Origin of the sequence: Streptomyces sp. WM4235, assembly GCF_001279725.1 — a bacterium.
Lineage (GTDB): Bacteria > Actinomycetota > Actinomycetes > Streptomycetales > Streptomycetaceae > Streptomyces.
In genome coordinates this window covers 1-24,919 of sequence record NZ_LGDE01000136.1, presented here as the reverse complement: position 1 = coordinate 24,919, position 24,919 = coordinate 1, and the positions used below count along the sequence as shown (strand labels likewise).

The 24,919-nt window shown below is 73.6% G+C and carries 18 protein-coding genes; 10 read left to right on the top strand and 8 right to left on the bottom strand.

Annotated elements, in window-relative coordinates:
* The first annotated feature begins 147 nt into the window (after window positions 1–147).
* From ADK55_RS12960 to ADK55_RS12920, 9 genes are all read left to right on the top strand, one after another.
* Window positions 148–1,122 (top strand): NADPH:quinone reductase, encoded by a 975-nt coding sequence (locus ADK55_RS12960; RefSeq protein ID WP_053678214.1) that lies wholly within the window; start codon window positions 148–150, stop codon window positions 1,120–1,122.
* A gap of 96 nt (window positions 1,123–1,218) precedes the next feature.
* Window positions 1,219–1,758: an SRPBCC family protein gene (locus ADK55_RS12955; RefSeq protein ID WP_053678212.1), complete on the top strand. Its 540-nt coding sequence runs from the start codon at window positions 1,219–1,221 to the stop codon at window positions 1,756–1,758.
* Between the two features lie 42 nt (window positions 1,759–1,800).
* Window positions 1,801–3,381, top strand: coding sequence for a class I adenylate-forming enzyme family protein (locus ADK55_RS12950; protein WP_053678210.1), 1,581 nt, complete (start codon window positions 1,801–1,803; stop codon window positions 3,379–3,381).
* Between the two features lie 33 nt (window positions 3,382–3,414).
* A complete protein-coding gene (locus tag ADK55_RS12945; RefSeq protein WP_053678208.1) occupies window positions 3,415–5,394 on the top strand; it encodes an FAD/NAD(P)-binding protein in 1,980 nt (659 codons plus the stop codon).
* Entirely contained in the window at window positions 5,394–6,878 is a 1,485-nt protein-coding gene (gene pcaB, locus ADK55_RS12940) for a 3-carboxy-cis,cis-muconate cycloisomerase (RefSeq protein WP_053678206.1), read from the top strand. The genes ADK55_RS12945 and pcaB overlap by 1 nt, the downstream gene beginning before the upstream one ends.
* Before the next feature lie 89 nt (window positions 6,879–6,967).
* On the top strand, window positions 6,968–8,350 hold the full coding sequence (locus ADK55_RS12935) for a nitrate/nitrite transporter (protein WP_053678204.1): 1,383 nt from the start codon (window positions 6,968–6,970) through the stop codon (window positions 8,348–8,350).
* Complete coding sequence (locus ADK55_RS12930; protein WP_053678202.1) at window positions 8,340–10,430, top strand: molybdopterin oxidoreductase family protein; 2,091 nt, start codon at window positions 8,340–8,342, stop codon at window positions 10,428–10,430. The genes ADK55_RS12935 and ADK55_RS12930 overlap by 11 nt, the downstream gene beginning before the upstream one ends.
* Window positions 10,427–11,809, top strand: a complete 1,383-nt coding sequence (locus tag ADK55_RS12925; protein WP_053678199.1) for an FAD-dependent oxidoreductase — start codon at window positions 10,427–10,429, stop codon at window positions 11,807–11,809. Before ADK55_RS12930 ends, ADK55_RS12925 begins: the two co-directional genes overlap by 4 nt.
* Window positions 11,806–13,008: an FAD-dependent oxidoreductase gene (locus tag ADK55_RS12920; protein WP_053678198.1), complete on the top strand. Its 1,203-nt coding sequence runs from the start codon at window positions 11,806–11,808 to the stop codon at window positions 13,006–13,008. Before ADK55_RS12925 ends, ADK55_RS12920 begins: the two co-directional genes overlap by 4 nt.
* A gap of 545 nt (window positions 13,009–13,553) precedes the next feature.
* Here ADK55_RS12920 and ADK55_RS12915 read toward each other — a convergent pair.
* Together ADK55_RS12915 and ADK55_RS12910 are read right to left on the bottom strand one after the other, a co-directional pair.
* Window positions 13,554–14,804, bottom strand: a complete 1,251-nt coding sequence (locus ADK55_RS12915) for an MFS transporter (RefSeq protein ID WP_053678195.1) — start codon at window positions 14,802–14,804, stop codon at window positions 13,554–13,556.
* Between the two features lie 145 nt (window positions 14,805–14,949).
* The gene (locus ADK55_RS12910; RefSeq protein WP_234350025.1) at window positions 14,950–15,402 is read right to left on the bottom strand and encodes a carboxymuconolactone decarboxylase family protein; all 453 of its coding nucleotides are present in this window, start codon (window positions 15,400–15,402) and stop codon (window positions 14,950–14,952) included.
* A gap of 46 nt (window positions 15,403–15,448) precedes the next feature.
* On the opposite strand from ADK55_RS12910, the gene ADK55_RS12905 reads away from it, so the two are divergent.
* Window positions 15,449–16,951: a PLP-dependent aminotransferase family protein gene (locus ADK55_RS12905; protein ID WP_053678191.1), complete on the top strand. Its 1,503-nt coding sequence runs from the start codon at window positions 15,449–15,451 to the stop codon at window positions 16,949–16,951.
* Between the two features lie 112 nt (window positions 16,952–17,063).
* Here ADK55_RS12905 and ADK55_RS12900 read toward each other — a convergent pair whose 3' ends face one another.
* From ADK55_RS12900 to ADK55_RS12875, 6 genes are all read right to left on the bottom strand, one after another.
* Complete coding sequence (locus tag ADK55_RS12900; protein WP_053678189.1) at window positions 17,064–18,635, bottom strand: FAD-dependent monooxygenase; 1,572 nt, start codon at window positions 18,633–18,635, stop codon at window positions 17,064–17,066.
* 31 nt (window positions 18,636–18,666) lie between these two features.
* Window positions 18,667–20,244 carry a class I adenylate-forming enzyme family protein gene (locus ADK55_RS12895; protein ID WP_053678187.1) on the bottom strand — a complete coding sequence of 526 codons (1,578 nt, stop codon included), beginning with the start codon at window positions 20,242–20,244 and terminating at the stop codon, window positions 18,667–18,669.
* A gap of 45 nt (window positions 20,245–20,289) precedes the next feature.
* Window positions 20,290–22,176: an anthranilate synthase family protein gene (locus ADK55_RS12890; RefSeq protein ID WP_053678186.1), complete on the bottom strand. Its 1,887-nt coding sequence runs from the start codon at window positions 22,174–22,176 to the stop codon at window positions 20,290–20,292.
* Window positions 22,173–22,796 carry an isochorismatase family protein gene (locus ADK55_RS12885; RefSeq protein ID WP_053678184.1) on the bottom strand — a complete coding sequence of 208 codons (624 nt, stop codon included), beginning with the start codon at window positions 22,794–22,796 and terminating at the stop codon, window positions 22,173–22,175. Before ADK55_RS12885 ends, ADK55_RS12890 begins: the two co-directional genes overlap by 4 nt.
* A gap of 81 nt (window positions 22,797–22,877) precedes the next feature.
* Window positions 22,878–23,648, bottom strand: a complete 771-nt coding sequence (locus tag ADK55_RS12880; protein ID WP_053678182.1) for a 2,3-dihydro-2,3-dihydroxybenzoate dehydrogenase — start codon at window positions 23,646–23,648, stop codon at window positions 22,878–22,880.
* Window positions 23,648–24,820, bottom strand: coding sequence for a 3-deoxy-7-phosphoheptulonate synthase (locus tag ADK55_RS12875; RefSeq protein ID WP_053678179.1), 1,173 nt, complete (start codon window positions 24,818–24,820; stop codon window positions 23,648–23,650). Before ADK55_RS12875 ends, ADK55_RS12880 begins: the two co-directional genes overlap by 1 nt.
* Window positions 24,821–24,919 lie beyond the last annotated feature (99 nt).

The window sequence follows — 24,919 nt, the reverse complement described above, 5'->3', positions numbered from 1 at the left end:
CGGGACGGGGACTTGACGGACCTCGGTGGTGCGATTCGTCGTCCGGGGGCGCCGAGGTGACACACCGGGGACGGGGAGGTGACGGACCTCGGGCGGTGATCGCCTCCGGCGGCCCGGGAGCCCCGGAACCGCACCAGAATCCGAGCCATGCGTGCTGCCTACATAGAAGAACTCGGTCCCCCCGATTCCATCCGTCACGGCGAACTGCCGCCGCCCGTTCCCGGTTCGGGTGACGTGCTGGTCGACGTCGAGGTCACCGCCGTCAACCACGTGGACACCTTCGTGCGTTCGGGCGCCTGGCGAACCCCGGTGCCGTTCCCCTTCGTCGTGGGACGGGACCTCGTGGGAACGGTGGTCTCCGCCGGTCCCGGTGCGCCCGGCTTCGCGGCGGGTGACCGGGTGTGGTGCAACAGCCTCGGTCACGCGGGCCGGCAGGGCGCCGCCGCCGAACGGGTGGCCGTGCCGGCGGACCGGCTGTACCACCTGCCGGCGGGGGTGGACCCGGTGCACGCGGTGGCGCTGGCCCATCCGGCGGCGACGGCGCACCTCGCCCTGTTCACGCACGGTCGGGTCCGGGCCGGCGAGACGGTCCTCGTCCTCGGCGCCGCCGGGAACGTGGGGAGCGCGGCGGTGGTGATGGCCGCCCAGGCGGGCGCCCGGGTGGTGGCCGTGGCCGCCGGGCGCGACGCCGCGTACGTGCGCTCGCTGGGCGCCCGGCACTTCGTCGACTACCGCGAGGAGGACGTGCCGGCCCTGATCCGGGCGGCGGCCCCGGACGGCGTGGACCTGTACGTGGACACCTCGGGCCGCAACGACCTGGAGACGGCGGTGGAGTTGCTCGCCTCCCGAGGCCGGGTGGTCGTCCTCGCCGGACTGCGGACGCGTCCGGTGTTGCCGGCCGGCGCCCTGTACCTCCAGGACCGCTCGGTGCTCGGCTTCGCCATCTCCCACGCCCGTACGCACGAACTGGCGGACGCCGCCGCGAACATCAACCGGTTGCTGGCCGACGGGCTGCTGAAGCCGCACGCGACCGAGGTGCTGCCGCTGAGCGAGGCGGGCACGGCGCACCGTCGGCTCGACGAGGGAAAGGTCCGCGGAAAGCTCGTCCTGCGCGTTTCCTGACGCATTCCCGAATTCATGGACGCATGGCGTCATCGACCTGACGGATAGCAATTTCGGCCGTTGACCGGCCGCCCCGACAAAGACAGGATTTCAACCATGACGAACATCATCGAAACCTCCCCGCTGTTTGAACTCCGCGCCGACATTTCGGTGAACGCCACGCCCGAGGAGGTGTACGCGGTGGTCAGCGACCTGCCGCGCAGTGCCGAATGGAGCCCGGAATGCATGGGCGGCGAATGGATCTCGGGAGAGCCCTCCGCGGTCGGTTCGATCTTCCGGGGCGAGAACCTGCGCAGCGAGCAGGTCGTCGCCTGGGCCCCGCTGGTCCGCGGCACCTGGTACACCGAGGCCCGGGTCACGGCGGCCGAGCCGGGCCGGACGTTCCGCTGGATGATGCTCACGCACGCCCAGGAGGACCAGGAGAGCGTCTGGGGCTTCGACGTGAAGGCCGACGGATCGGGTTCCGTGCTCACCCACCACTTCCGGATGGGAAAGGCGACCGCCGGAATCCACAAGATCGTCGCGGATCTGGACGAGGCGGGGCGCCGGAAGTTCGTCGACGACTGGACGGCGAAGTTGGTGCAGGATCTCGACGCCACTCTCTCCCGCATCAAGGACGTCATCGAAAAGGCCTGAATTCAGACCGGCATCGGCAATTCACGGACGAGAGAGTGACGCATGTTCCTCCAGCGCATAAACAACAAGGGAATTCGGCTCGGCACGCTGTTCGATCGAGCGGCCGCCCGACACCCCGGCAATTTCGTGATCCTCGACCACGATCTCGACATCGCCCCCGAGCTGAGCCGCAGGGCCACCCTGACGGAGGTCGCCGAACTGGTGGCGGAGCTGGCCTCCCGGCTGTGGTCGGTCCAGGTCCGCCCCGGTGACCACGTGGTGGTGCACAAGGGGGACGGGTTCGACATCACCCTGCTGGCCTGCGCCATCGCCCGCATCGGGGCCGTCCCGGTGCTGCTGTCGCCGAAGTTGGACGGGGCGACCGTCGCCGAGCTGCTGCGGCGCGTGGGCCGGCCGTTCCTGGTCACCGACCAGGAGAAGCTGGAGCACTCGCTGCCCGCCGAGGTCATGGCCCTCTCCCGGGAGGTGCTGCTCGCCTCCGGGGCGTACGAGGGCGCGACCGCGTTCGCCGCGCTCGCCGGGGCACCGCGGGTGCCGGCGGTCGCCATGCCCGCCGACCATCCCACCCTGATCACGCACACCTCGGGCACGACCGGCACGCCGAAGCTCGCCGTGCACACCGGCACCAGCTTCCAGGCGCGCTACCGGCCGCAGGCCACCGTGGTGTCGACGGCCGTGCGGCGCAGCGAACCGATCGCCGTGCACGTCTCGTTCGTCCACTCGCGGATGTTCACCGCGATGCCCATCGCCGTGCTCCAGGGCCATCCGCTGATCGTGTTGCGCGACGACGACCCGGAGACGGTGGGAGACCTGTTCAGCCAGGTGCCGCCGGGGTTCATCGAGGCGCACCCCAACACCTTCCTGCGCTGGGAGGTGTTGGCCGAGGACCCGCGCCGGCCGCTGGCCAACGTGAAGTACTTCTCCAGCACCTTCGACGCGATCCACCCCCGGACGGTGAACCGGCTGCTCCAGGCCTCCGGGCGGAAGAACCGCCGGTTCGCGCAGGCCTACGGCCAGAGCGAGGTCGGTCCGATCGCGGCCCGCACGTACTCCCTCAAGGACGGCGCCGACTTCAACGGCCGGTGCGTGGGCGTGCCGTTCCCCGGGATGACGGGGGTACGGGTCGTCAGCCGCGACGGCAACCCGCCGGACAAGGACAACCCGGGCTGGATCGAGGTCCGCAGCGACGGCCGGATCATCAGCTACCTCGGCGAGCACCAGCGCTGGGAGAAGCAGGTCAACGACGGCTGGTGGCGCATGGGCGACGTCGGCTACCGCACCAAGTGGGGCTGTCTGCACCTGCTGGACCGCGAGGTGGACGAGATCCCGGGCGTCAAGAGCACCCTGGAGATCGAGGACAAGCTGTTCACCCGCGTCCCCGAGCTCGTCGAGGTCATCATCATCCCCGGCCCCGACGGCACCGCCGTCCCCGTGGTCAGCACCCGGGACGACAAGCCGCTGGACCTGGCCGCCTGGCAGTCGGCCGTGGTCGGGCTGCCGCCGCTGGCGGAGCCCGTGCAGTGGCGGCTGGAGGACCTCCCGCAGACCGCGACCACGAAGATCAAGCGCCTGGAGCTGGCCCGGCTGCTCGGCGCCGGCGAGTCCACGAGCACCGCCAACTAGTCGTCCGCGCACCGTAGGAATGGGAGTTCCGCAATGAAGAAGAGCCGAGTAGAGCTCGCCGTCATCGGCGCCGGACCGCGCGGCCTGTCCGTCCTGGAGCGGCTGATCGCCGCCGAGCGGACCGCGCCTTCGCGCGAGGGCGTCGTGGTGCACGTCGTGGACCCCTCCGCGCCCGGCGCCGGAACGGTGTGGCGCGCGGCCCAGTCCCGGCACCTGCTGATGAACACCGTCGCCTCGCAGATCACCGTCTTCACGGACCACAGCGTCCGCATCGACGGGCCCATCGAGCCGGGTCCGAGCCTGTACGAGTGGGCGCAGGGCCTGGCCCTGCTCGGGGACCGTGACAGCCACGACGAGGCCACGCTGGCCGAGGCCCGCCGGATGGGTCCGAACACGTACCCCACGCGCGCCTTCTACGGCACCTACCTGGGCGACTGCTTCCGCCGGGTCGTCGAGAGCGCGCCCGGCCACGTCACGGTGCACGTGCACCGGACGCGGGCGGTGGCCATGGCCGACACCCACGGGGTGCCCGGTGGACCGCAGGGCGTGCGGTTGGAGAACGGCGTCCGGCTGAACGCGCTCGACGCCATCGTGATGGCGCAGGGGCACGTGCCGGCCCGGCTCACCAGCCGGGAGGCCCGGACGGCCAGCCTGGCCCGGATCCACCACCTCACCTACCTCACGCCCTCGAACCCGGCGGACCTGGACCTCAGCGGCATCGAGGCCGGCCAGAACGTGCTGTTGCGCGGTCTGGGCCTGAACTTCTTCGACCACATGGCGCTGCTGACGGCGGGCCGCGGCGGGGCCTTCGAGCGGGAGGGCGACAAGCTCGTGTACCGCCCGTCCGGGCAGGAGCCCCGGCTGTACGCGTTCTCGCGGCGCGGCATCCCCTACCACGCGCGCGGCGAGAACGAGAAGGGCGCGCACGGGCGTTACTACCCGCGGCTGCTGACCGCCGAGTTCATCGCGGCGCTCAAGGAGGACGCGCGGGACGGCCGGCCGGTCAGCTTCAGCGCCGACCTGTGGCCGCTGATCGCCCGCGAGGTGGAGAGCGTCTACTACGGCACCCTGCTCACGCAGCGCGGCCGGGACGCCGAACGCGAGCCGTTCGTGGAGCAGTACCTGGCGCTGGAGCCGGACGCCGATCCCGCGCCACTGCTGACGGCGCACGGCATCGAGGAGGCCGACCGGTGGGACTGGGAGGGCCTCTCCCGTCCCTACGGCGACCGGGTGTTCACCGGCCGCGCCGATTTCACCGCCTGGCTGTTGGAGTACCTGGCCCGCGACGTGGTCGCGGCCAAGCAGGGGAACGTCAGCGGCCCCGTGAAGGCCGCCCTGGACCTGCTGCGCGACCTGCGCAACGAGATCCGGCTGGCGGTCGACCACGGCGGGCTGGAGGGCACCTCGCACCGCGACGACCTGGAGGGCTGGTACACGCCGCTCAACGCGTTCCTGTCCATCGGCCCGCCGGCCTCCCGCATCGAGGAGATGGGCGCCCTGATCGAGGCGGGGGTCCTGACCATCCTCGGCCCCGGGGTGCAGGTCCGCATCGACACCACCGCGCAGCTGTACGTGGCCGAGTCCTCGGTGGTTCCCGGTCCGGCGATCCGCGCGACCGCGCTGATCGAGGCCCGCCTGCCGGAGCCCGATCTGCGGCGCACGGCCGACCCGTTGCTGCGCCACCTCCTGGACACCGACCAGGCCGCCACCTACCGGATCGACGCCGCGCAGGGCACCACGTACGAGACGGGCGGGCTCGCGGTGACCGAGCGACCGTTCCACATGCTCGACGCGCGGGGCCGCGCGCATCCGCGACGGTTCGCGTACGGGGTGCCCACCGAATCGGTGCACTGGGTGACCGCGGCGGGCATCCGTCCGGGCGTGGACTCGGTGACGCTCGGGGACTCCGACGCCATCGCCCGCGCGGTACTGGACCTGCCCGCGGTCGCGCACGTGCCGGCCGGGCTGGGCCCGGTGGACGCCGGCACCGACCTCACCGGAGTGATCGTCTGATGCCCGGCGGTCTGCGCCTGGTCGAGCCGGCCGCGCCCCCTCCCGCGGCCGAGGTCGAGCCGGCTCCCGCGACGGCGCCCGACGCGGGCCTGCTCTCACCGGTCCGCGCCGGCACCCCCGTCGAGGCGGTGACCGGGGATCCCGCCTGGCTCCAGGCCATGTTGGACGCCGAGGCGGCACTGGCCCGGGCCCAGGCCCGGCTGGGCACCCTGCCCTGGCAGGCCGCCGACGCCATCACCGACGCGGCCCGGGCGGAGCGGCTGGACCTGCGCGAGCTGGCCGTCGCGGCCCGGGAGACGGCCAACCCGGTCGTGGGCCTGGTGCGGGCGCTGACCGCGGTGGTCGCGGCGGACTCCCCGGAGGCCGCCGAGTACGTCCACCGCGGCTCCACCAGCCAGGACATCTTCGACACCGGGGCGATGCTGGTGGCGCACCGCGCGCTGACGCTCGTGCGGGAGGACCTGACGCGTACCGCGACGGCCCTGGCCGCGCTGGCCGGGGAGCACCGGGACACGCTGATCGCCGGTCGGACGATGGCGCTGCACGCCGTGCCGACGACGTTCGGGTTGAAGGCGGCGGGCTGGCTCCAGCTGGTGCGCGAGGCCCGGGAGAGGCTCGCGCGGGTCCAGGAGGAGGGGCTGCCCGTCTCGCTGGGCGGCGCGGCGGGAACCCTGGCCGGGTACGTCGAGTACGCCGGCCTCGACGGCCCCGAGGGCTCCGAGGACGTGCTGGACCCGGGGGTCTTCCACGACCGGCTGGTCGCCGCGTACGCCGCCGAGACGGGCCTGGCCCGGCCGGCGTTGCCGTGGCACAGCCTGCGCACGCCGCTCGCCGACCTGGCGGCGGCGCTCGCCTTCACGGCGGGGGCGCTCGGGAAGATCGCCGTGGACGTGCAGGGCATGGCCCGGACCGAGGTCGGCGAACTCGCCGAACCGGGCGGCGCCGGGCGGGGGAGTTCCTCCGCGATGCCCCACAAGCGCAATCCGGTGCTGTCCACGCTGATCCGCAGCGCGGCCCTCCAGGTCCCGGCCCTGGCGGGCGCGTTGACGGCCTGTCTGGTGTCGGAGGACGAGCGGTCCGCGGGCGCCTGGCACGCCGAGTGGTTGCTGCTGCGGGAGTGCCTGCGGCTGGTGGGCGGCGCCTCGCACACGGCCGTGGAACTGGCCGAGGGGCTGGAGGTCAGGTCGGAGCGGATGCGCGCCAACCTGGACCTCACCGGCAGCGCGGTGGTCTCGGAGCGGATCGTGGCCGTGCTCGCCCCACGGCTCGGGAAGGCCGCGGCCCGCACGCTGTTGAACGAGGCCACGGCGACGGCCGGCGCCGAGGGACGTCCCCTGGCGGACGTCCTCGCCGAGGCTCCCGAGCTGGCGGGCGTCCTGGGGCCGGCGGCGCTGGCGGGCCTGTGCGATCCGGCCGGGTACACGGGCGCGGCACGCGCCCTGGTGGAACGCGCCCTGGTGGAACGCGCCCCCAAGCGGCCCTGAGCGGGCCCGAGGCGCCCCGAGCGGCCTGAGCGGCACCCCGTCGGGCCCGGTGTCGCCGAGAGGCGGACCGGGCCCCAGAGAGGAGAGACATGAAGACCAGGCCCGCCGCCGGGCGGTGGATCGAAGGCTGGAACCCGGAGGACGAGCAGTACTGGGAGCGCACCGGGAAGCGGATCGCGCGCCGCAACCTGGCACTGTCCGTGCTGTCCGAGCACATCGGGTTCTCGGTGTGGAGCATGTGGTCGGTGCTCGTGCTGTTCATGTCGCCGGAGATCGGCCTCGGGTTCACCCCCGGTGAGAAGTTCCTGCTCGTCGTGGTGCCGACCCTGGTGGGCGCCGTGTTGCGGCTGCCGTACAGCTGGGCGGTGACCCGGTTCGGCGGTCGCAACTGGACGGTGTTCGCCTCGGCCGTGCTGCTGGTGCCGGCGCTGCTCGCGTTCGTCTTCGTGCAGCGCCCGGGGACCCCGCTGTGGGTGTTCCTGGTCATCGGCGCCACGGCCGGGGTGGGCGGCGCCAACTTCGCCTCCTCGATGACCAACATCACCACCTTCTTCCCGCAGAACCGCCAGGGCTGGGCCCTGGGGGTGAACGCCGGCGGCGGCAACCTCGGCGTGGCCGTGGTGCAGTTGCTGGGCCTGCTGGTGATCGCCACGGCCGGGGACACCCACCCGTCGTACGTGGCCGCCGTCTATCTCCCGCTGATCGTGCTCTCCGCGCTGCTCGCGGCCCTGAAGATGGACAACGTCGACGCGGTCCGGGCCCGGCCCGGGGCGCTGCGCGAGGCCGCCGCGAGCCGCCACACCTGGTTCATCTCCTTCCTGTACATCGGCACGTTCGGTTCCTTCATCGGCTACGGGTTCGCCTTCGGGCTGGTGTTGCAGAACGAGTTCGGCTCGACGCCGCTCGAAGCGGCCTCGTACACGTTCATCGGCCCGCTGCTCGGCTCGGTGTCACGGCCGCTCGGCGGGAAGCTCGCCGACCGCTGGGGCGGGGCGCGCGTCACCCTGTGGGCGTTCCTGGCGCTGGCCCTGGGAACGGCGGGGCTGCTGCTGGCCTCGCGGGCCGGGTCCTTCGGGGCGTTCGTCGCGGCCTTCACCCTGGTCTTCGTGCTCAGCGGGCTCGGCAACGGCTCCACGTACAAGCTGATCCCGGCCGCGGCCGCCGCCGAGGCGGAGGCCACCATCACCTCGGGCGGCGAGGCCCGGCAGGCCTTCGCCCGGGCCCGTCGGATCTCGGGCGCCGCCATCGGGATCGCGGGCGCGGTCGGCGCGCTCGGCGGGGTGGCGATCAACCTGGCGTTCCGCGCCTCCTACCAGGGGCCACAGGGCAGCGGCACCACGGCGTTCGCCTGCTTCCTCGGCTACTACGCGCTCTGCGTGCTGCTCACCTGGGCGGTGTACCTGCGTCCCGGGCGGCGGGTCGCCCAGGGACCCGCCCCATCGCGCGAGCCGAGGCCGGCCCGTGCCCGCTGACCTGGTCGCGGCGCCCGAGGCCGCCACGCACTGCGCGTACTGCGCCCTCCAGTGCCCGACCGTGCTGCGCGACGAGGGCGACGCGGTCGCCGTCCGGCCGGCCGACCCCGCCGGGGGCGGCCTGTGCCAGAAGGGCTGGACGGCCCCCGCGGTGCTCCGGGCGCCCGACCGGCTGCGGACCCCGCTGGTGCGCGGCCCCGACGGGCGACTGGCCCCCACCGACTGGGACTCGGCGCTCGACCTGGTCGCCGGTCGGCTGGCACGGCTGCGCGGGGAGCACGGCGCGGACGCCGTCGGGGTGTTCGGCAGCGGCGGACTGACCAACGAGAAGGCCTATCTGCTCGGCAAGTTCGCGCGGGTGGCGCTCGGCACCAGCAGGATCGACTACAACGGCCGCTTCTGCATGTCGTCGGCCGCCGCCGCCGGGAACGCGGCCTTCGGGCTCGACCGGGGTCTGCCGTTCCCCGTCGCGGACCTCGGGCGTGCGCAGGTCATCCTGCTGGCCGGCGCCAACCCCGCCGAGACGATGCCGCCGTTGATGCGGCACTTGAACCGGGCGCGCCTCGTCGTGATCGACCCGCGCCGCACCCGTACGGCGGAACTGGCCGCGCTGCACCTCCAGCCCGTGCCGGGCACCGATCTGGCGCTGGCCCTGGGCCTGTTCCACCTCGCCGTCACGGAAGGCCTGCTCGACGAGGCGTACGTGGCCGAGCGCACCACCGGCTTCGACGAGGCCTGGCGGCGGGCCGTGGCCTGGTGGCCCGAGCGGGTGGAGGGGATCACCGGCGTACCGGTCGCGGACATGCGCGAGGCCGTGCGGATGCTCGCCGGGGCGGACCGCCGGTACGTGCTCACCGGGCGCGGCGCCGAACAGCACAGCAAGGGCACCGACACGGTGTCCGCGTTCGTCAACCTGTCGCTCGCGCTGGGCCTGCCGGGCACCCCGGGCAGCGGGTACGGCTGCCTGACCGGCCAGGGCAACGGGCAGGGCGGACGCGAGCACGGCCAGAAGGCCGACCAGCTCCCCGGGTACCGGATGATCACCGACCCGGCGGCGCGCGCCCACGTGGCGGGCGTCTGGGGCGTGGAGCCCGACACCCTGCCCGGCCCGGGCACCGGCGCCTACCAACTGCTCGACTCCCTCGGCACGCCCGGCGGACCCAAGGCCCTGCTGGTCTTCGGCTCCAATCCGGCGGTGTCCGCCCCGAACGCGGCGCACGTGTCGCGCCGGCTGGCCGCCCTGGACCTGCTGGTCGTCGCCGATTTCGTGCCGTCCGAGACGGCGGCCCTGGCCGACGTGGTGCTGCCCGTCACCCAGTGGGCCGAGGAGGAGGGCACCCTGACCAATCTGGAGGGGCGGGTGGTGCGCCGCCGCCCGGTCCTGGCCCCGCCGCCCGGGGTACGGACCGACCTCGACGTGCTGCACGGGCTCGCGACGCGACTGGGGCAGCCTCCCGAACGGTTCCCGACGGCGCCGCGCACGGTCTTCGAGGAGCTGCGCCGGGCCTCCGCCGGGGGCCGCGCCGACTACGCGGGGATCAGCTGGGAACGGCTCGACGCGGGCGAGGAGTTGTACTGGCCCTGCCCGGCGGACGACGGCGGCGCCCGGCATCCCGGTACGCCCCGGATGTTCCTGGACCGCTTCGCGCACCCGGACGGGCGGGCCCGGTTCGCCCCGGTGGAGGACCGGGAATCCGCGGAGGTCCCGGACGCCGGGCGGCCGCTCCTCGCGACGACGGGCCGGGTCCTGGCCCACTACCAGTCGGGGGCGCAGACCCGCCGGGTACCCGAACTGATGGCCGTCGCACCGGAGGTGTTCGTCGAGGTCCACCCGGACACGGCCGGGCGCTTCGGACTGACCGACGGCGCTCACGCCCGGGTCGTCTCCGCGCACGGGGCGGTGGTGGCCCGGGTCCGGCTGGTGGAGAGCCTGCGCGCCGACACCGTGTTCGTGCCGTTCCACTTCCCCGGCGCGGGCCGGGCCAACCTGATGACCGGGCCCGCCCTGGACCCGGTCAGCGGCATGCCGGAGTTCAAGTTGGCCGCCGTCCGCGTCGAACCCTGGTCGGAGTCCTCGTGAGCGGGATCGTCGTCGTCGGCCACGGCCCGGCCGCCCACCGCCTCTGCGCCTCCCTGCACCGGCTCGGGCACCGGGGTCCGGTGACCGTCCTGGCAGCCGAGCCGCACGCCGCCTACAACCGGGCCCTGCTGCTGTCGGTCCTGGACGGCACCCTGCCCGGCCGCGCCCTGGAGCTGGCCGCGCCGCCGGGGAACGCGCGGGTGCGCCGGGCGGCCGTCGTGACCGGCATCGACCGTGCCCGACGCGAGGTCCGTACCGCCGACGGGACCGGGTACGGGTACGAGGTCCTGGTGCTGGCCACCGGGGCGCGCCCGCGGTCCCCCGGCTTCGACTCCCCCGCCGTGCGCCGACTGGGCACCCTCGCCGACGCCGAACCGCCCCCGGAGGGGCCGGTGGTGATCGCCGGGGGCGGGCTGCGCGGGGCGGGCGCCGCCGCCGCGCTGAGCGGCGCCGGGCACGAGGTGACGTTGGTGCACTCCGGGCCGCGGCTCGCCCACCGCGACCTCGACGGGCCTGCCTCGGCGGTACTGGCGCGGACCCTGGAGGAGGCCGGCGTGGCCTTGGAACTCGGCCGCCGGGTGGCCGGCGCCGAGCACGGCAAGGCCGTGCTGGACGACGGCCGGCTGCTCGCGGCGGCCACCGTGCTGGCGTGCGCGGGCAGCGTCCCGGAGACCGCGGTGGCCCGGGCGGCGGGGCTGGAGGTGCGGCGCGGGATCGTGGTGGACGACCGGCTGCGCACCGGCGATCCGCGGATCCACGCCATCGGGGACTGCGCCGAACACGCGGGCGCCGCCGGGGACTCCCTGACGTCGGCGTGGGAACAGGCGGACGCCCTCGCAAGCATCCTGACCGGCTCGGACAGGCCGTACCGGCCGACGCGACGCGTGCTGCGCCCCGGGATCCGGGGACTGGAACTGACGGTCGTCGGCCAGGGCGGGGAACCCGCTCCGGACCGGGAACCGGCCCCCGGCGAGGAAACCGTGTCGCTGTCCGATCCGGGCGGCGGGCGCCACGCCCGACTGCGGCTGCGCGACGGCCGGATCCGGTCCGGGATCGTCGCGGGGTTCCCGCAGGCCGTCGCCGCCGTGGGCCGGCTGTACGCGCGGGACCTCCCGGTGCCGAGCGACCGGCTGGCCCTGCTGATCGGTTCCGCCGGCGGGTACGCGGCCTCGGGCGCGCTGCCGGACACGGCCGTGGTCTGCCAGTGCAACAACGTGACCCGGGGGGCCCTTCGGCAGGCCTGGGACGGCGGTGCCCGCGCCCTGCCCGAGCTCGCCGCCGCGACCCGGGCCACCACGGGCTGCGGGACCTGTGTCCCGGCGGTGGGCCGGCTCTGCGCCGAACTCGCCCGATCCGCGGAAGGGGGGCACCGCCCGTGAGCGGGACCCTGGTCCTCGCCGGCCACGGCATGGTCGGCCACCGGCTCCTCGAACTCCTGCGGGCGGACGAGCGGTTCGCGTCGTGGCGGATCGTCGTCGCGGCCGAGGAACCCCGCGCCGCCTACGACCGGGTGGCGCTCTCCTCGTACCTGGACGGGCGGAGCGCCCGGGACCTGACGCTGACCGGCCCCGAGGTCCTGGAGGACCCCCGGGTCGAACTGCGGCTCGGGGTTCCGGTCGTCGCGATCGAGCGGGCGACCCGTACGGCGACCTTCGCGGACGGCTCGCACGTGCGGTACGACGCGCTCGTGCTGGCCACCGGGTCGAAGCCGTTCGTGCCGCCGATCCCCGGTCACACCCTGCCGGGCTGCTTCACCTACCGGACCCTCGCGGACCTCGACGCCCTGCGCGCGGCCGCCGAACCGGGCGCCGCCGGCGTGGTGATCGGCGGCGGGCTGCTGGGGCTGGAGGCGGCGCAGGCCCTGCGTTCGCTGGGAATGCGACCCCATGTGGTGGAGGTGGCCCCGCACCTGATGCCGCTCCAACTCGACGAGGGCGGGGGCGCGGTGCTGGCCCGCCTGGTGGGCCGGCTCGGCATGAGCGTGCACTGCGGCCGCGGCGTGGCGTCCGTGGACGCGGGCCCCGACGGGTGGGTCCGCGGGGTGACGCTGGCCGACGGTGACGTGCTGCCCGCCCGTTGCGTGGTGTTCTCGGCGGGGGTCCGCCCGCGCGACGAACTGGCCGAGCCGGCCGGGCTTCCGCGCGGGGAGCGGGGCGGTTTCCTGGTGGACGCCCACTGCCGTACCGAGGACCCCCGGATCTGGGCGGTCGGAGAGTGCGCGGCCGTCCTGGGCCGCTGCCACGGCCTGGTCGCCCCCGGCTACCTGATGGCCGAGAGCGTGGCCGCGCAACTGACCGGCAGGGCGTCCGAGCCCTTCCCGGGCGCCGACACCTCGGCGAAGCTGAAGGTGTTCGGCGTGGACGTGGCCGGGTTCGGCGACGTCCACGCCCGGGTCGAGGGCGCGCTGTCCTTCGTACGGGAGGACCACACGGCCGCCACCTACGCCAAGTTGGTCCTCGGCCCGGACGGCCGCACCCTCCTCGGTGGCGTCCTGGCCGGCGACACGCGCGCCTACGGGGAACTCCGCTCGATGCTGGGCCACGAACTGACCGGGCCCCCGGAGCGGCTGCTCGTCTGAGACGCGGGCCGCGGATCGCGGCGGCCGAGGGGCAGGGTGGGGCGGGTCGGCGCTACGGCGCCGACCCGCCCCTTTGTGCGTTCCCCTTGGTGCCGTTCGCCGGCCGTCCCCCGCCGGTGTGCGCCGAGGGCGTTGCTTCTCGGGCAGCCGCGTCTCCGTCCCGGTGTCGGTATCGGTATCCGTGTCCGTGTCGGTACAGGAGCCCGCCCCGTGATGGAGGTCGGCGACGACAGCGCCTCCCCGGAGCGTCTACCGGAGCTTTTCGCACGCCTTCGCCGGTCAGGTCGGGACGGGTCGGGACGTGCTGACCGGTGCCCCCGACCTGCGCCCCTGACCGCACCCGGGCTCCCGCGGTGTGGAGCGGCCGGGTGCGGCGTCGTCGACCCGAGGGGTGGGAGCCGAAGCGCGGAAGCCCGCCCCACCCCCGAACCCGCGCCCCGCCAGAAGCGCACTCGCACGCGAAAGCGCCGGGCGCGGCTCCTTGAGGGAGCCGCGCCCGGCTGTCTGTCCCGCCCGCGGGGGACGGTTGGTCGCGGGGCAGACGATCAGTGGGCGGCCGCGGTGGCCGGGTCGGTCGCCGGTTCGGCGGCCGGGGCGGAGTCGGTCGGGCGGCCGGAGCGTCGGCCGACGACGAGGAGGGTGAGGATCGCGAGGCCCGCGCCGATGTACAGGACGCTGGCGGTGGCGAGGTTGTCCACGGCGATGCCGCCGAAGAGGGCGCCGAGGGCGATCGACAGGTTGAAGGTGGAGACGTACAGGGAGGAGGCGGCCTCGGTCGCGTCGGGGGCGGCGTCGAGGATCCAGGTCTGGAAGGTCACCGGCACGGCGCCGTAGCCCAGGCCCCACAGGACGAGGATGACGGCCGCGGTGACGGTGGTGTTGCCGACGGTGGCGAGCAGCAGCATGGCGACGGCGAGGACGATCGCGATGCCGATGACGACCTGGCGCAGCCGCTTGGCGATCAGGGCGCCGGCGATGAAGTTGCCGGTGATGCCGGCGATGCCGAAGGTCAGCAGCAGGACACCGATCATGTTGTCGCCGACGCCGTCGTCCTGGAGGAGCGGACGGACGAAGGTGTAGGCGAGGAAGTGGCCGGTGATGACGAGGAAGGTCATCGCGATGCCGATGCGGACGCCGGCGTTGGACTTCCACACGCGGGGCAGGTCACCGAAGACGATGGTGCGCTCGGCCGGGACCTTCGGCATCAGGAAGAGCATGGCGGCGAGGGCGACGAGGCCGAGGATGCCGACCGCGGCGAAGGCGGTGCGCCAGCCGGAGAGGTCGCCGAGGAAGGTGCCGGTGGGCACGCCGAGCACGGAGGCCGTCTCGACGCCGCCGAAGATGACGGCGGTGGCGCGGGCGACGTGTCGTTCGGGCACCAGGCGCAGGGCGATGCCGCCGGCGATGGACCAGAAGCCACCGACGCTGATGCCGATGAGGAAGCGGGCGACCAGGACCACGGCGAAGCTGGTGGCGAAGGCGGAGGCGAGGTTCGCCAGGCCGACGATGGCGATCAGGATGACCAGGACGAGCCGCCGGTCGAACTTTCCGGTGGCGACGGTCACCAGCGGGGCCGAGATCGCCGCGACCAGGCCGGGGATGGTGACCATGAGGGCCGCCGTGCCCTCGGAGACCTTCAGGGCGTCCCCGACCGGGGTGAGCAGGCCGACGGGCAGCAGCTCGGAGGTCATGAGGGAGAAGATGCCGAGGGTGACGGCCAGGACGGCCAGCCAGCCCTTGACCGCGGAGGGTTCCTTGCCCGCGGTGCGCGGTGCGGATGAATCGAGGGTGGTCACGATGTCAGTCCTTCGTCAGCGGTCCCCCTCTGGTGCCGGGAGACGGGGGTGGGGGCATGCGTGGGGCGGTGGCCTGGCCTGTCCGGCGGTGGCCACCGCCCTGGTGCGTCGTTATGGGGTCTGAGGGGGTCGCGGAGCGGCCGGACTACTCGGTTCCGGGGGTCTTGCGGGTGGCGACGTTCATCCGGTTCCACACGTTGGCGGTGAAGATGAGCGCGATCAGGTGCGCGAGCTCCTCCTCGCCGAAGTGGCGGGCGGCCTCGTCGTAGACGGCGTCGGTGACTCCGCCGGGGAGGAGGGTGACCTCCTCGGTGAGGGCGAGTGCCGCGCGCTCCTTGACGGTGAAGAGGCTGGACTCCTGCCAGGCGGTGAGCTGGTAGATCCGCTCTTCCGACTCGCCGCCCTTGCGGGCGTCGCTGGTGTGGTAATCGATGCAGTAGGCACAGCGGTTGATCTGCGAGGTGCGGATCTGGACGAGCTCCAGGAGGATCGGGTCGAGGCCCTGTCGGGCGGCCCCGTCGAGGGCCAGGACGGACTTGAAGATCTTGGGGGCGACGGCGGCGAAGTTCATGCGCTCAGGAACCTGAAAAGTGGTCATGTGAAAACTGTAGGAGCGCAATCGGCCCGCAGTAGGGTGCATTCCCATGCAGAGATCATGGGTCAATTCCGAGGGTGCGTCCGATCCCGATCCGACGGGTACCGGGAGCGATCTGCACCTGGAGCTGAGCGGCGAGGGCAGCCTGCGCAACCAGCTGATGCAGGCGTTACGCACGGCGATCGACTCCGGCCGGCTCGCCCCCGGCACCCGGCTGCCGCCCTACCGGGCCCTCGCCGTGGACCTGGGGATCGCCCGCAACACCGTCGCCGACGCGTACGCCGAGCTGGTGGAGGAGGGCTGGTTGTCGGCGCGCCAGGGCTCCGGTACCCGGGTGGCCCGACGGGCGGCCCCGCTCCAGCCCGACCGGCCGCGCGGCCCGGCCCGGCCGACGCACCGCCGGACCGTGCACGACCTGCTGCCGAGCTCCCCCGACGCCTCCGCCTTCCCCCGTACCGCCTGGATCGGCGCCGCCCGGCGGGCGCTGGCCGCCGCTCCGCACGACGCCTTCGGGGTCGGTGACCCCCGCGGCCGGATCGAGCTGCGCCGCACGCTGACCGAGTACCTCGCGCGGGTGCGCGGCGTACGGACCGCCCCGGACCGGATCATCGTCTGCTCCGGTTTCGCCCACGGGCTGGAGCTGCTCGGCAAGGTGCTCGCCGGCCCGGTCGCGGTGGAGTCGTACGGGCTGTCCTTCCACCGGGACATCCTGGTGGCGTCGGGGCTGGCCACGGTGCCGCTGACGGTGGATGGCGGGGGCGCGCGGGTCGAGGAACTCCCCGGGACGGGCGCCAAGGCGGTGCTTCTCACCCCGGCTCACCAGTTCCCGACGGGCGGGCCCCTGCACCCGGAGCGGCGGGCCGCGGTGGTGGACTGGGCGCGGGCGAGCGGTGGAGTGCTGATCGAGGACGACTACGACGGGGAGTTCCGTTACGACCGCCAGCCGGTCGGCGCCGTCCAGGGCCTGGACCCGGACCGGATCGTCTACATCGGCTCCGCCAGCAAGAGCCTGTCGCCCGCGCTGCGGCTGGGTTGGATGGTGCTGCCCGGCTGGCTGGTGGACGACGTGCTCGCCGTGAAGGGCCCCCGCGAGATGTGGTCGGGGGTCACGGACCAGCTGACCCTGGCCGAGTTCATCGGCTCGGGCGCCTACGACCGTCACCTGCGCCGGATGCGCCTGATCTACCGGCGCCGCCGGGACCAGCTGGCGGCCCGGCTGGCGCAGGAGGCCCCGCACATCAAGGTCAGTGGGGTGGCGGCCGGGCTGCACGCGGTGCTGGAGCTGCCGAGGGACACCGAGGAGGCGGCGTTGCGGGCGGCCCGCCGGCAGGGCCTGGCGCTGGACGGATTGCGGCCGTACCTGCACCCCGAGAGCTCCATGACCCCGCGGGACGGGCTGGTGCTCGGCTACGGAACCCCGCCCGACCACGCCTTCGCGGCGGCCCTGGACGCCCTGTGCCTGGCGTTGCCCGACCCGCCGCAGGAGGAGGAGCGGGTGGGCTCCGGCGGGGAGGAACCGCCGCGCCGCCGGAGCGGGTCCGACGCACCGTAGGCCCCTGACCTCCCGGAACGCGCACGAGCGCCGCCGTCCGGCCTGGGCCGGGCGGCGGCGCTCGCGGGGGTGCTCGGTGGTGCGGGGTGCGGTGCTCGGTGGGGCGTGGGGGTCAGTGGTCGGGTGTCGGGGTCAGGGCGTGGCGGAGTTCGGCCTCCAGCCGGTGCAGGTCGTCGGTGTGCCCGTGGGCCGCCACGTGCCCGTCGGGCCGGATCAGGTAGTACCCGGGGCGGGCGCACAGCCCGCCCCGGCCGGGCAGGTCGGGTGTGGCCCGCAGGACGCGGAGCCCCGGCCAGGGGCCGACGGTGTGCTCGACCCGGGCGGTCCAGGCGGTGTCCCGGGCGGGCGGGCGCAGCAGCAGCGTCCAGCCCGCCGGGGCCCGCCCCGGTCCGGCCAGGCCCAGCGCGACGGCGGCGGCCCGGGGGAAGACCGAGCCGGCCCGGATGCCGCCGGGCAGCCGGTCGCGTACCCGACAGGCGCCGGTCGACGGCTGCCGGGTGTCGCGGTCCGGGGTGTAGGCGAGCCGGCGGCCCGCCATCACGGGGGCGTAGAGCCGGGCGGCGGCGCCGGTGCGGTCCAGCAGCCGGAACGCGGTGTCGCGGGCGGCGACCCGGCGCCGGGTGCGGGCGGTCAGGGCCCGGGTGTGCAGGTCGGTGTCGCGGACGATGCGACCGGTCGCCTCGACGCGTTCCCTGCCGTAGCTCTCCAGGAGCGTGGCGGGGGCCTCGCCGGCGAGGACGGCGGCGAGTTTCCAGGCGAGGTTGTGGGCGTCCTGGAGGCCGTTGTTCATGCCCTGGCCGCCCGCTGGGCTGTGCACGTGCGCCGAGTCCCCGGCCAGGAAGACCCGGCCGCGCTGGAAGTCGGTGGCCCGCCGGGCGTGGACCCGGAAGACGGTCTCCCAGACCGGTTCGGTGATCCGTACGCCGTGGGGGCCGCGGGTGTCGATGAGTCGCTGCATGTCGTCGCGGGTCAGGGTGGTGCCCTCGGGCATCACCGACAGGAAGCGGAAGACCCCGTCGGGCTGCGGGACGACGCACAGGGTGCCCGAGGTGCTCTGGTAGTACGAGATCTCGTCGGGCGGGAGGTTCCCCTCGATGCGGGTGTCGAGGAGGGCGAAGGCCATCTCGTAGGTGGATCCCTCGAAGCCGATGCCGAGTTGCCGGCGGACGTCGCTGCCCGCCCCGTCGGCGCCGATGACGAAGGGCGCGGTGAACCGCTCGACGAGGCCGTCGCCGTGCTCCAGCACGGCGGTGACCGTGCCGCCCGGCTCGATCCGGCCGGAGTAGTCGACGTCGTCGAGGCACAGCAGCCGGACGCCGCGCTCGATCTTCCCGCCGAGGGCGTGCAGCCGTTCGGTGAGGATGCGTTCCGTCTCGGGTTGGGGGAGCTGGCGGGCGGCCAGCTCCTCGGTGAAGGTGAGCGAGGCGACCGGCTTGCGGTCGGAGAAGTAGCGGAAGGCCCGTACGGGTACGGAGGCCTCCTGTACGGCCTCACCGACGCCGAGGTCGGTGAAGATGTCGCGGACCCGGGGCCACAGCGACAGCGCCTTGGGTACCCGGGCGGCTTCGTGGGCCCGGTCGACGATCCGTACGCCCACGCCGCGCCGCAGTAGTTCGCAGGCGGCGAGCAGGCCGGTGGGACCGGCTCCGACGATCAGCACGTCGGCATCGCTGGTGGCGTTCACGGGTGTTCTCCTGCCTGTCGCCGGACGGTGGTCAGGACGACTGCGGGGCGGACAACCGCCGCAGTCGTGCGGTGAGTTCGAGGCGCTGGACCTTCATCGTGGCCGTGCGCGGCAGTTCGGAGAGCTTCATCTGCACGGGCTCCGCGAGCTGTGGCCACGCGGCGGCGGCGGAGCGCCAGCGGGCCGTGTCCAGCGGCAGGTCGTCGCGGGTGCAGAGCACGGGGACGCCCGCGCCGTCGGGTCCGGGGACGACGACGAGTTCGGTCAGTTCGTCGAGCCGGCCGAGGACGGTGTCCTCGATCTCCAGGGTGGAGTGGATGCCGGGGATGGCGTCGACCTCGCGGTCCAGGAGGTGGAGGCAGCCCTCGTCGGTGCGGTACCCGAGGTCCATGCCGCGCCACCAGCCGCCGTGCACCTGGGTGTCGTAGCGCTCGCGTTCGCCGAAGTAGCCCAGCGCCCGGCCGGCGGCCTGTACGTCGATGTAGCCGGGGTTGTCGCGGGTGACCTCCTTGCCGTTGCGGCTGACGAGCCGGAACTTGGTGTCGGAGGGGAAGGCGTGGCCCTGGCAGCGGCCGTCCGCGCCGAGGGCGGTGGCGCGGGTGAAGCCGCGGCCGACGAGCGGGCCCGTCTCGCTCTGGCCGTAGATCTGGTAGAAGAGCGGCGAGCTGCGGTCGGTGGCGTGCAGCAGCTTGTGCATGGTGCTGGGGTGGATGGCGTCGAAGGTGGTGCTGAAGTACTTCACGTTCGACAGCGGGCGCAGCGGGTGGTCGGCCAACACCTCCCATTCCATGAAGGAGTTGGGGTGCGATTCGATGAATCCGGGGCGGGTCTCGGCCCACAGTCGTGCCGCGTGCTCGGGCTCGGCGTCGTTCATGATGACCATCGGGTTGCCGCGGGGCAGCAGGACGGCCAGGGCCAGGGGCATCCGCGAGTGGACGTAGCTGACGTGCAGGGCGACCGTCTCGTGTTCGCGGATCATGTCGAAGAGCTTGGCCTGCGGGCGGTAGCGGCCGTGCAGGGTGCGGGCCGAGTGCACGACCAGCTTGGGCAGGCCGGTGGTGCCGGAGGTGTGCGTCATGAGCGCGGGCAGGTCGAGGTGGGGGACGACGGGGGCCTGCCGCGGGGAGCCGGCCAGGTCCGCGAGGGAGACCGTGCCCGGGCGGGAGCCGGCCACGATGATCACCTGGCCGGCGATCTCCGCGAGGGGGGTGCCGGCGAACGGTCCGTCGAGCTTGTCGGTGTCGGTGACCAGGTGGGGGGAGCCGAGCCGGCGCAGCAGCGCGAGGACGCTGTCGGCGTCGAGGTACGGGGAGAGCTGGACGGGGACGGCTCCGAGGCGGGCGACGGCGCTGGACAGGATGTTGATGTCGAAGCCGTTGGACTTGTGGAGGGCGACGTGGTCGCTGCGGCGCACTCCGGCGGCGTACAGGCGGGCCGCGGTGTCGTCGATGTACTCGGCCAGTTCGGCGAACGTCAGGCGTCGCCCGGCCTCGGGAAAGAGGTCCAGGTCGTGGTCGAGGATGATCAGCTGGTCGCCGTGGGCCTGGGCGGCCCGCTCGGCCACGAGACCCATGTACAGGCCCTTGTCACTGCCGTTGACGGGAAGCATCGCGGAACTCCTTCGCGGGAGGGGTGTGGGTGGGTGGTGGGCCGGTCAGATCAGGCCGGTGAGCAGGGACTCGACGATGCGGACGCCGTCCCGGGTGAGCACGGATTCGGGGTGGAACTGCATGGAGGCGAAGTGCGGTCCGCGCAGGGCGTGCACCTCGTCGGTCTCCGGGTCGCGGCTGACCTCGAACACGCCGACGCCCTCGGCCTCGGCCTTGTCCTCGGCGCCGCGGGCGGCGAACGTGTTGTAGAAGCCGACCCGTTCGGCCGCGCCGAACAGTTGGATCTGTCGCTGTACGCCCTGGTTGGGGTGGTCGCGGCGGACCAGGTCGAGCCCCAGTTCCCGGGAGAGGACCTGGTGGCTGAGGCACACGGCGAGGAAGGGTCTGCGCTTGGCGAGCAGCGCGCGGACGTCGGCCGACAGCCTGGCGATCTTCGGGTGGCCGGCGTCGCGCGGGTCGCCGGGTCCCGGGCCCATGACGACCAGGTCGTGGGCGTCGAGGGAGTACGGCTCGTCGAAGCGGCTCACGGTCACCCGCAGGCCCATCGAGCGGAGCTGGTGGGCGATCATCGAGGTGAAGGTGTCCTCCGCGTCCACGACGAGGACCGAGCGTCCGACCAACGAGGCTTGCGGCAGGGCGCGTTCGCCCTCCTCGGCCAGCCAGTACCCGGCGATGGAGTCGTTGCGCCGGGCCAGGGCGGCCCGGACGTCGGGGTGGGCGGAGAACCGGGTGGCGCCGTCCGATTCCAGTGCGGCGAGCAGGCCGGCGGCCTTCGCCTTGGTCTCCGCGACCTCGGACTCGGGATCGGAGTGGCGCACCAGGGTGGCTCCCACGCCGATGGAGACCCGGCCGGCGGCGTCGATGTCGGCGGTGCGGATGAGGATCGACGAGTCGAGTTCCCGTTCGCCCGTCTCGTCCGTGCCGATGAGGGCGACGATGCCGCTGTAGTAGCCGCGGCCGCGCGGTTCGTACCTGCTGATGACGCGGCAGGCGCTCTCCAGCGGGCTGCCCGTGACGGTGGGGGCGAACATCGTCTCGCGCAGGATCTCGCGCGGGTCGCGGGTGGTGCGCCCCTCGATGAGGTACTCGGTGTGCGCGAGGCGCGCCATCTCCTTGAGGTAGGGGCCGACGACCCGGCCGCCTCCCTCGCAGACCCGCGCCATCATCTTGAGTTCCTCGTCGACGACCATGTACAGCTCGTCGGTCTCCTTGCGGTCCGCGAGGAAGTCCATGACCTGGGGCAGGGTGGGTCCGCCGGCGGGGTAGCGGTAGGTGCCGCTGATGGGGTTCATCACGGCGGTGCCGCGGTGCACGCTGATGTGGCGTTCGGGGGTGGCGCCGACGAAGGTGCGCTCGCCGGTGTGGACGACGAACGTCCAGTAGCCGCCCGATTCCTGCTCCAGGAGCCGGCGGAAGAGGGTCAGGGCGCTGCGCGGGGTGTAGTCGGTGATCTCCGCGGTGAAGGAGCGTTTGATGACGAAGTTCGCTCCCTCGCCGGTGCCGATCTCGTCGGCGATGACGCGACGGACGATGTCCGCGTAGCCGGCGTCGTCGATGTCGAAGTCGCCGCCGGTGAGCCGGATGGGCCGGTCGCCGATGCGTGCGACGGCCTCCGCGAGGGGGACCTTCTCCTGACCGGTGACGGCGAGGGTGATGAGCGGGGAGCCGTCGTCGGCGGCCTCGAAGCCGCGTTCGCGGATCTGCCGGAAGGGTACGAGGACCAGCGCCTCGTGCCGGCCGGGCTCGGCGGCGCCCCGCTCGGGCAGGGGTACGGACGCCAGGGTCTCGGGGTGGGACACGTCGCCGACGAGGACCTCCACCAGGCCGGGCCCGGTGGCTCCGGGCCGGTGCAGCAGGGCGAACGGTGGTGGCGAGGGGGCGAGGATCCGGGCGAGCAGGTCACGCTCCGCCGGTTCCCGGGCGGCGGTCATGCCAGGGTCTCCTTCACGGTGGTGACCACGGCGCAGCGCCGGGCCGCGTAGTCGAGGGTGCGGTGGTGGTCCTCCTCGGTGAAGTCGGCCAGGGCGTCCGCGACGAGGAAGGTCTCCATGTCGTGGCTGAACGAGTCGACCGCGGTGGCCAGTACGCCGACGTGGGCGTACACCCCGCCGACGACGAGTTGGTCGCGTCCCGCCTCCCGCATCCGGGCCAGCAGGTCGGTGTGGTGGAACGCGCTGTAGCGCCACTTGGTGAACACCCAGTCCTCGGGACGGGGCCCCAGCTCGTCGGCGATCTCCCGGTCGGCGCGCGAGGGCTTCATCCCGGGCCCCCAGAAGTCCCGCAGCAGTCCGCGCTGGCGCTCGGTCATGCCGCCCGGCTGGGCCGTGTAGGCGACGGGGACGCCGAGTTCGACACACCGGTCGCGCAACTGGGCGCAATTGCGGACGAGTTCGTTGCGCAGGGTGTCCGGCAGGGGTTTCAGGAAGTAGTGCTGCATGTCGTGCAACAACAGGACGGCGCGGGCCGGGTCGACGGACCAGGCGGCGGTGTTGAGGGGCAGGTCCCCCGATGTCGGCATCGGGTAGGCCTCGATGGTCGGGATGCCGGCCATGGCTTCCTCTCGTGGCTCTGACGTGGTGGAAGGGTGCGGGTGAGGGTGGTGCGGGACGGCGGCGGGTCGCGGGCGCGGAGGTCAGACGCCGAGGGTGGCGCCGCCGTCGACCGTGAGCGTGTGCAGGGTGATGTGCGCGGCCTCGTCGGAGAGCAGGAAGGCCACGGCGTCGGCGATGTGTCGGGGCTGCGCGAGTCGGCCGAGCGGGATGCCGACGCGGTACGAGTCCCCGTGTCCCTCGATGGAGCCGCGCGGACCCGACTCGTCCTGCCACATGGACCGCAGCATCGGTGTGTCGGTGGAGCCGGGGGCGACGACGTTGCAGCGGATGCCGTGGCGGGCGACTTCCAGGCCGAGGGACTTGGTGAACATGGTGGCCGCGGCCTTGGAGGCGGCGTAGGCGGCCATGTCCGTGCGGGGGGTGCCGGCGGCGTTGGAGGCGACGGTGACGAGGGAGCCCCCGGCGCGCTCGACCATCCGGTTGACCACGGCCCGGGAGACGTGGAAGACGCCGGTGGTGTTGACGGCGAAGGTGGCGTTCCAGTCCTCGTCGGTGAACGCGCGGGCCTGGCCGAGGCGCAGGATGCCGGCGGCGTTGACGAGGTGCTCGATCGGGCCGAGTTCGCTCTCCGCGGCCTCGACGGTCCGCTCGACGTCGGCGCTGCTGGTGACGTCGGTGGGGAAGGCGACGGCCTTGACGCCCTGGTCGGCCCACTCCTCGACCGCCCGCCGCAAGGCAACCGGATCGCGGTCCACGGCGGCGATGCGGACACCGCGCGCCCCGAGGGTGAGGGCGACCGCGCGGCCTATCCCGCCGGCGGCTCCCGTGACGAGTGCTGTGGTGCCGTCCATCAGAAACTCCAGCTGGATACGACGGATATGGCCTGTCCGGGGTTGAGCCGCGGGTCGCAGTGACTGGTGTAGAACTCGCCGACCCGATCGATCGCGGACGGATCGGAGACGCATTCGGTGACGGCGTCCGGGGTGGTCTCCAGGTGGAAGCCGCCCGCGACACCCCCGGCCTCGGTGACGGCGAAGTGGAAGGCCACGGCCTCGCGTTCGACGGTCTCGACGTAGCGGGTCTTGTACCCGTCGGGGGTGCTGACGGTGTTGCCGTGCATGGGGTCGGTCAGCCAGATCACCGGGTGTCCCGCCTCCCGGACGGCGGTCACGAGCGGGGGCAGGGCGTCGGGGGCGGCGTCGGCGCCCATCCGGGCGATCAGGGTGAGGCGGCCGGGCTCGCGGTCCGGGTCGAGCCGTTCGCACAGGGCGAGCAGCTCCGCCGGGCTCATGTTCGGGCCGACCTTGCAGGCGACCGGGTTGCTCACCCGGGACAGCAGCTCGACGTGGGCGCCGTCGACCTGCCGGGTGCGCTCGCCGATCCAGGGCCAGTGGGTGGAGGCCAGCATCAGTCCGCCCGCCTCGTCGCCGCGGAGCATCGACACCTCGTAGTCGAGGAGCAGGGCCTCGTGGCTGGTCCACACCATGGGGTCGATGCCGGCGCCGGGGCTGCCGGGGCGCCAGCCGAGGCCCCGCATCACGTCGTCGGCGGCCATGTAGCCGGTGAGCAGCCGCAGCGGGTCGGGGCGGCGGGCGTCGACGTCGGGTTCGGGTCCGTTGACCATGTGGCCCCGGAAGACGGGCATGTCGACCCCGTCGACGACCTCGGTGGGGCGCGAGCGGGGCTTGGCGTACTGGCCTGCGATCCTGCCGACGCGCAGCACCGGCTTGCCGGTGATCAGTCGCAGCGACCCGGCGAGCAGGTCCAGGACGGCGGCCTTGCGGGCGACGTGGTCGGGCGTGCATTCGGCCGGGTCCTCGGCGCAGTCGCCGACCTGGACCACATGGGCCTGGCCGGCCGCCACCCGGGCCAACAGCCCGCGCAGGGTCCGTACGTCGTCCGCGGCGACCAGCGAGGGGCGGGCCAGGAGTTCCTCCCTGACCCGACGCAACTGCGCGGGGTCGTCCCAGTCCGGCTGTTGGAGCGCGGGTTTCAGCCGGATGCCGATGTCGGCGTTTTCCACGGGGTGCCTCCGAGTAGACGAGCGAGGGCGCGGTGCCCGCTCTGCCGCGCGGTGTGGGGTCGCGGGAGCGGGGCGCGCGGGCGAAATGCGGGGGTGGGT

Coding starts and splice junctions, on each gene's coding strand:
- ADK55_RS12960 (WP_053678214.1), top strand. CDS start 148: ATGCGTGCTGCCTACATAGAAGAACTCGGTCCCCCCGATTCCATCCGT.
- ADK55_RS12955 (WP_053678212.1), top strand. CDS start 1,219: ATGACGAACATCATCGAAACCTCCCCGCTGTTTGAACTCCGCGCCGAC.
- ADK55_RS12950 (WP_053678210.1), top strand. CDS start 1,801: ATGTTCCTCCAGCGCATAAACAACAAGGGAATTCGGCTCGGCACGCTG.
- ADK55_RS12945 (WP_053678208.1), top strand. CDS start 3,415: ATGAAGAAGAGCCGAGTAGAGCTCGCCGTCATCGGCGCCGGACCGCGC.
- pcaB (WP_053678206.1), top strand. CDS start 5,394: ATGCCCGGCGGTCTGCGCCTGGTCGAGCCGGCCGCGCCCCCTCCCGCG.
- ADK55_RS12935 (WP_053678204.1), top strand. CDS start 6,968: ATGAAGACCAGGCCCGCCGCCGGGCGGTGGATCGAAGGCTGGAACCCG.
- ADK55_RS12910 (WP_234350025.1), bottom strand. CDS start 15,402: ATGACCACTTTTCAGGTTCCTGAGCGCATGAACTTCGCCGCCGTCGCC.
- ADK55_RS12905 (WP_053678191.1), top strand. CDS start 15,449: ATGCAGAGATCATGGGTCAATTCCGAGGGTGCGTCCGATCCCGATCCG.
- ADK55_RS12895 (WP_053678187.1), bottom strand. CDS start 20,244: ATGCTTCCCGTCAACGGCAGTGACAAGGGCCTGTACATGGGTCTCGTG.
- ADK55_RS12890 (WP_053678186.1), bottom strand. CDS start 22,176: ATGACCGCCGCCCGGGAACCGGCGGAGCGTGACCTGCTCGCCCGGATC.
- ADK55_RS12885 (WP_053678184.1), bottom strand. CDS start 22,796: ATGGCCGGCATCCCGACCATCGAGGCCTACCCGATGCCGACATCGGGG.
- ADK55_RS12880 (WP_053678182.1), bottom strand. CDS start 23,648: ATGGACGGCACCACAGCACTCGTCACGGGAGCCGCCGGCGGGATAGGC.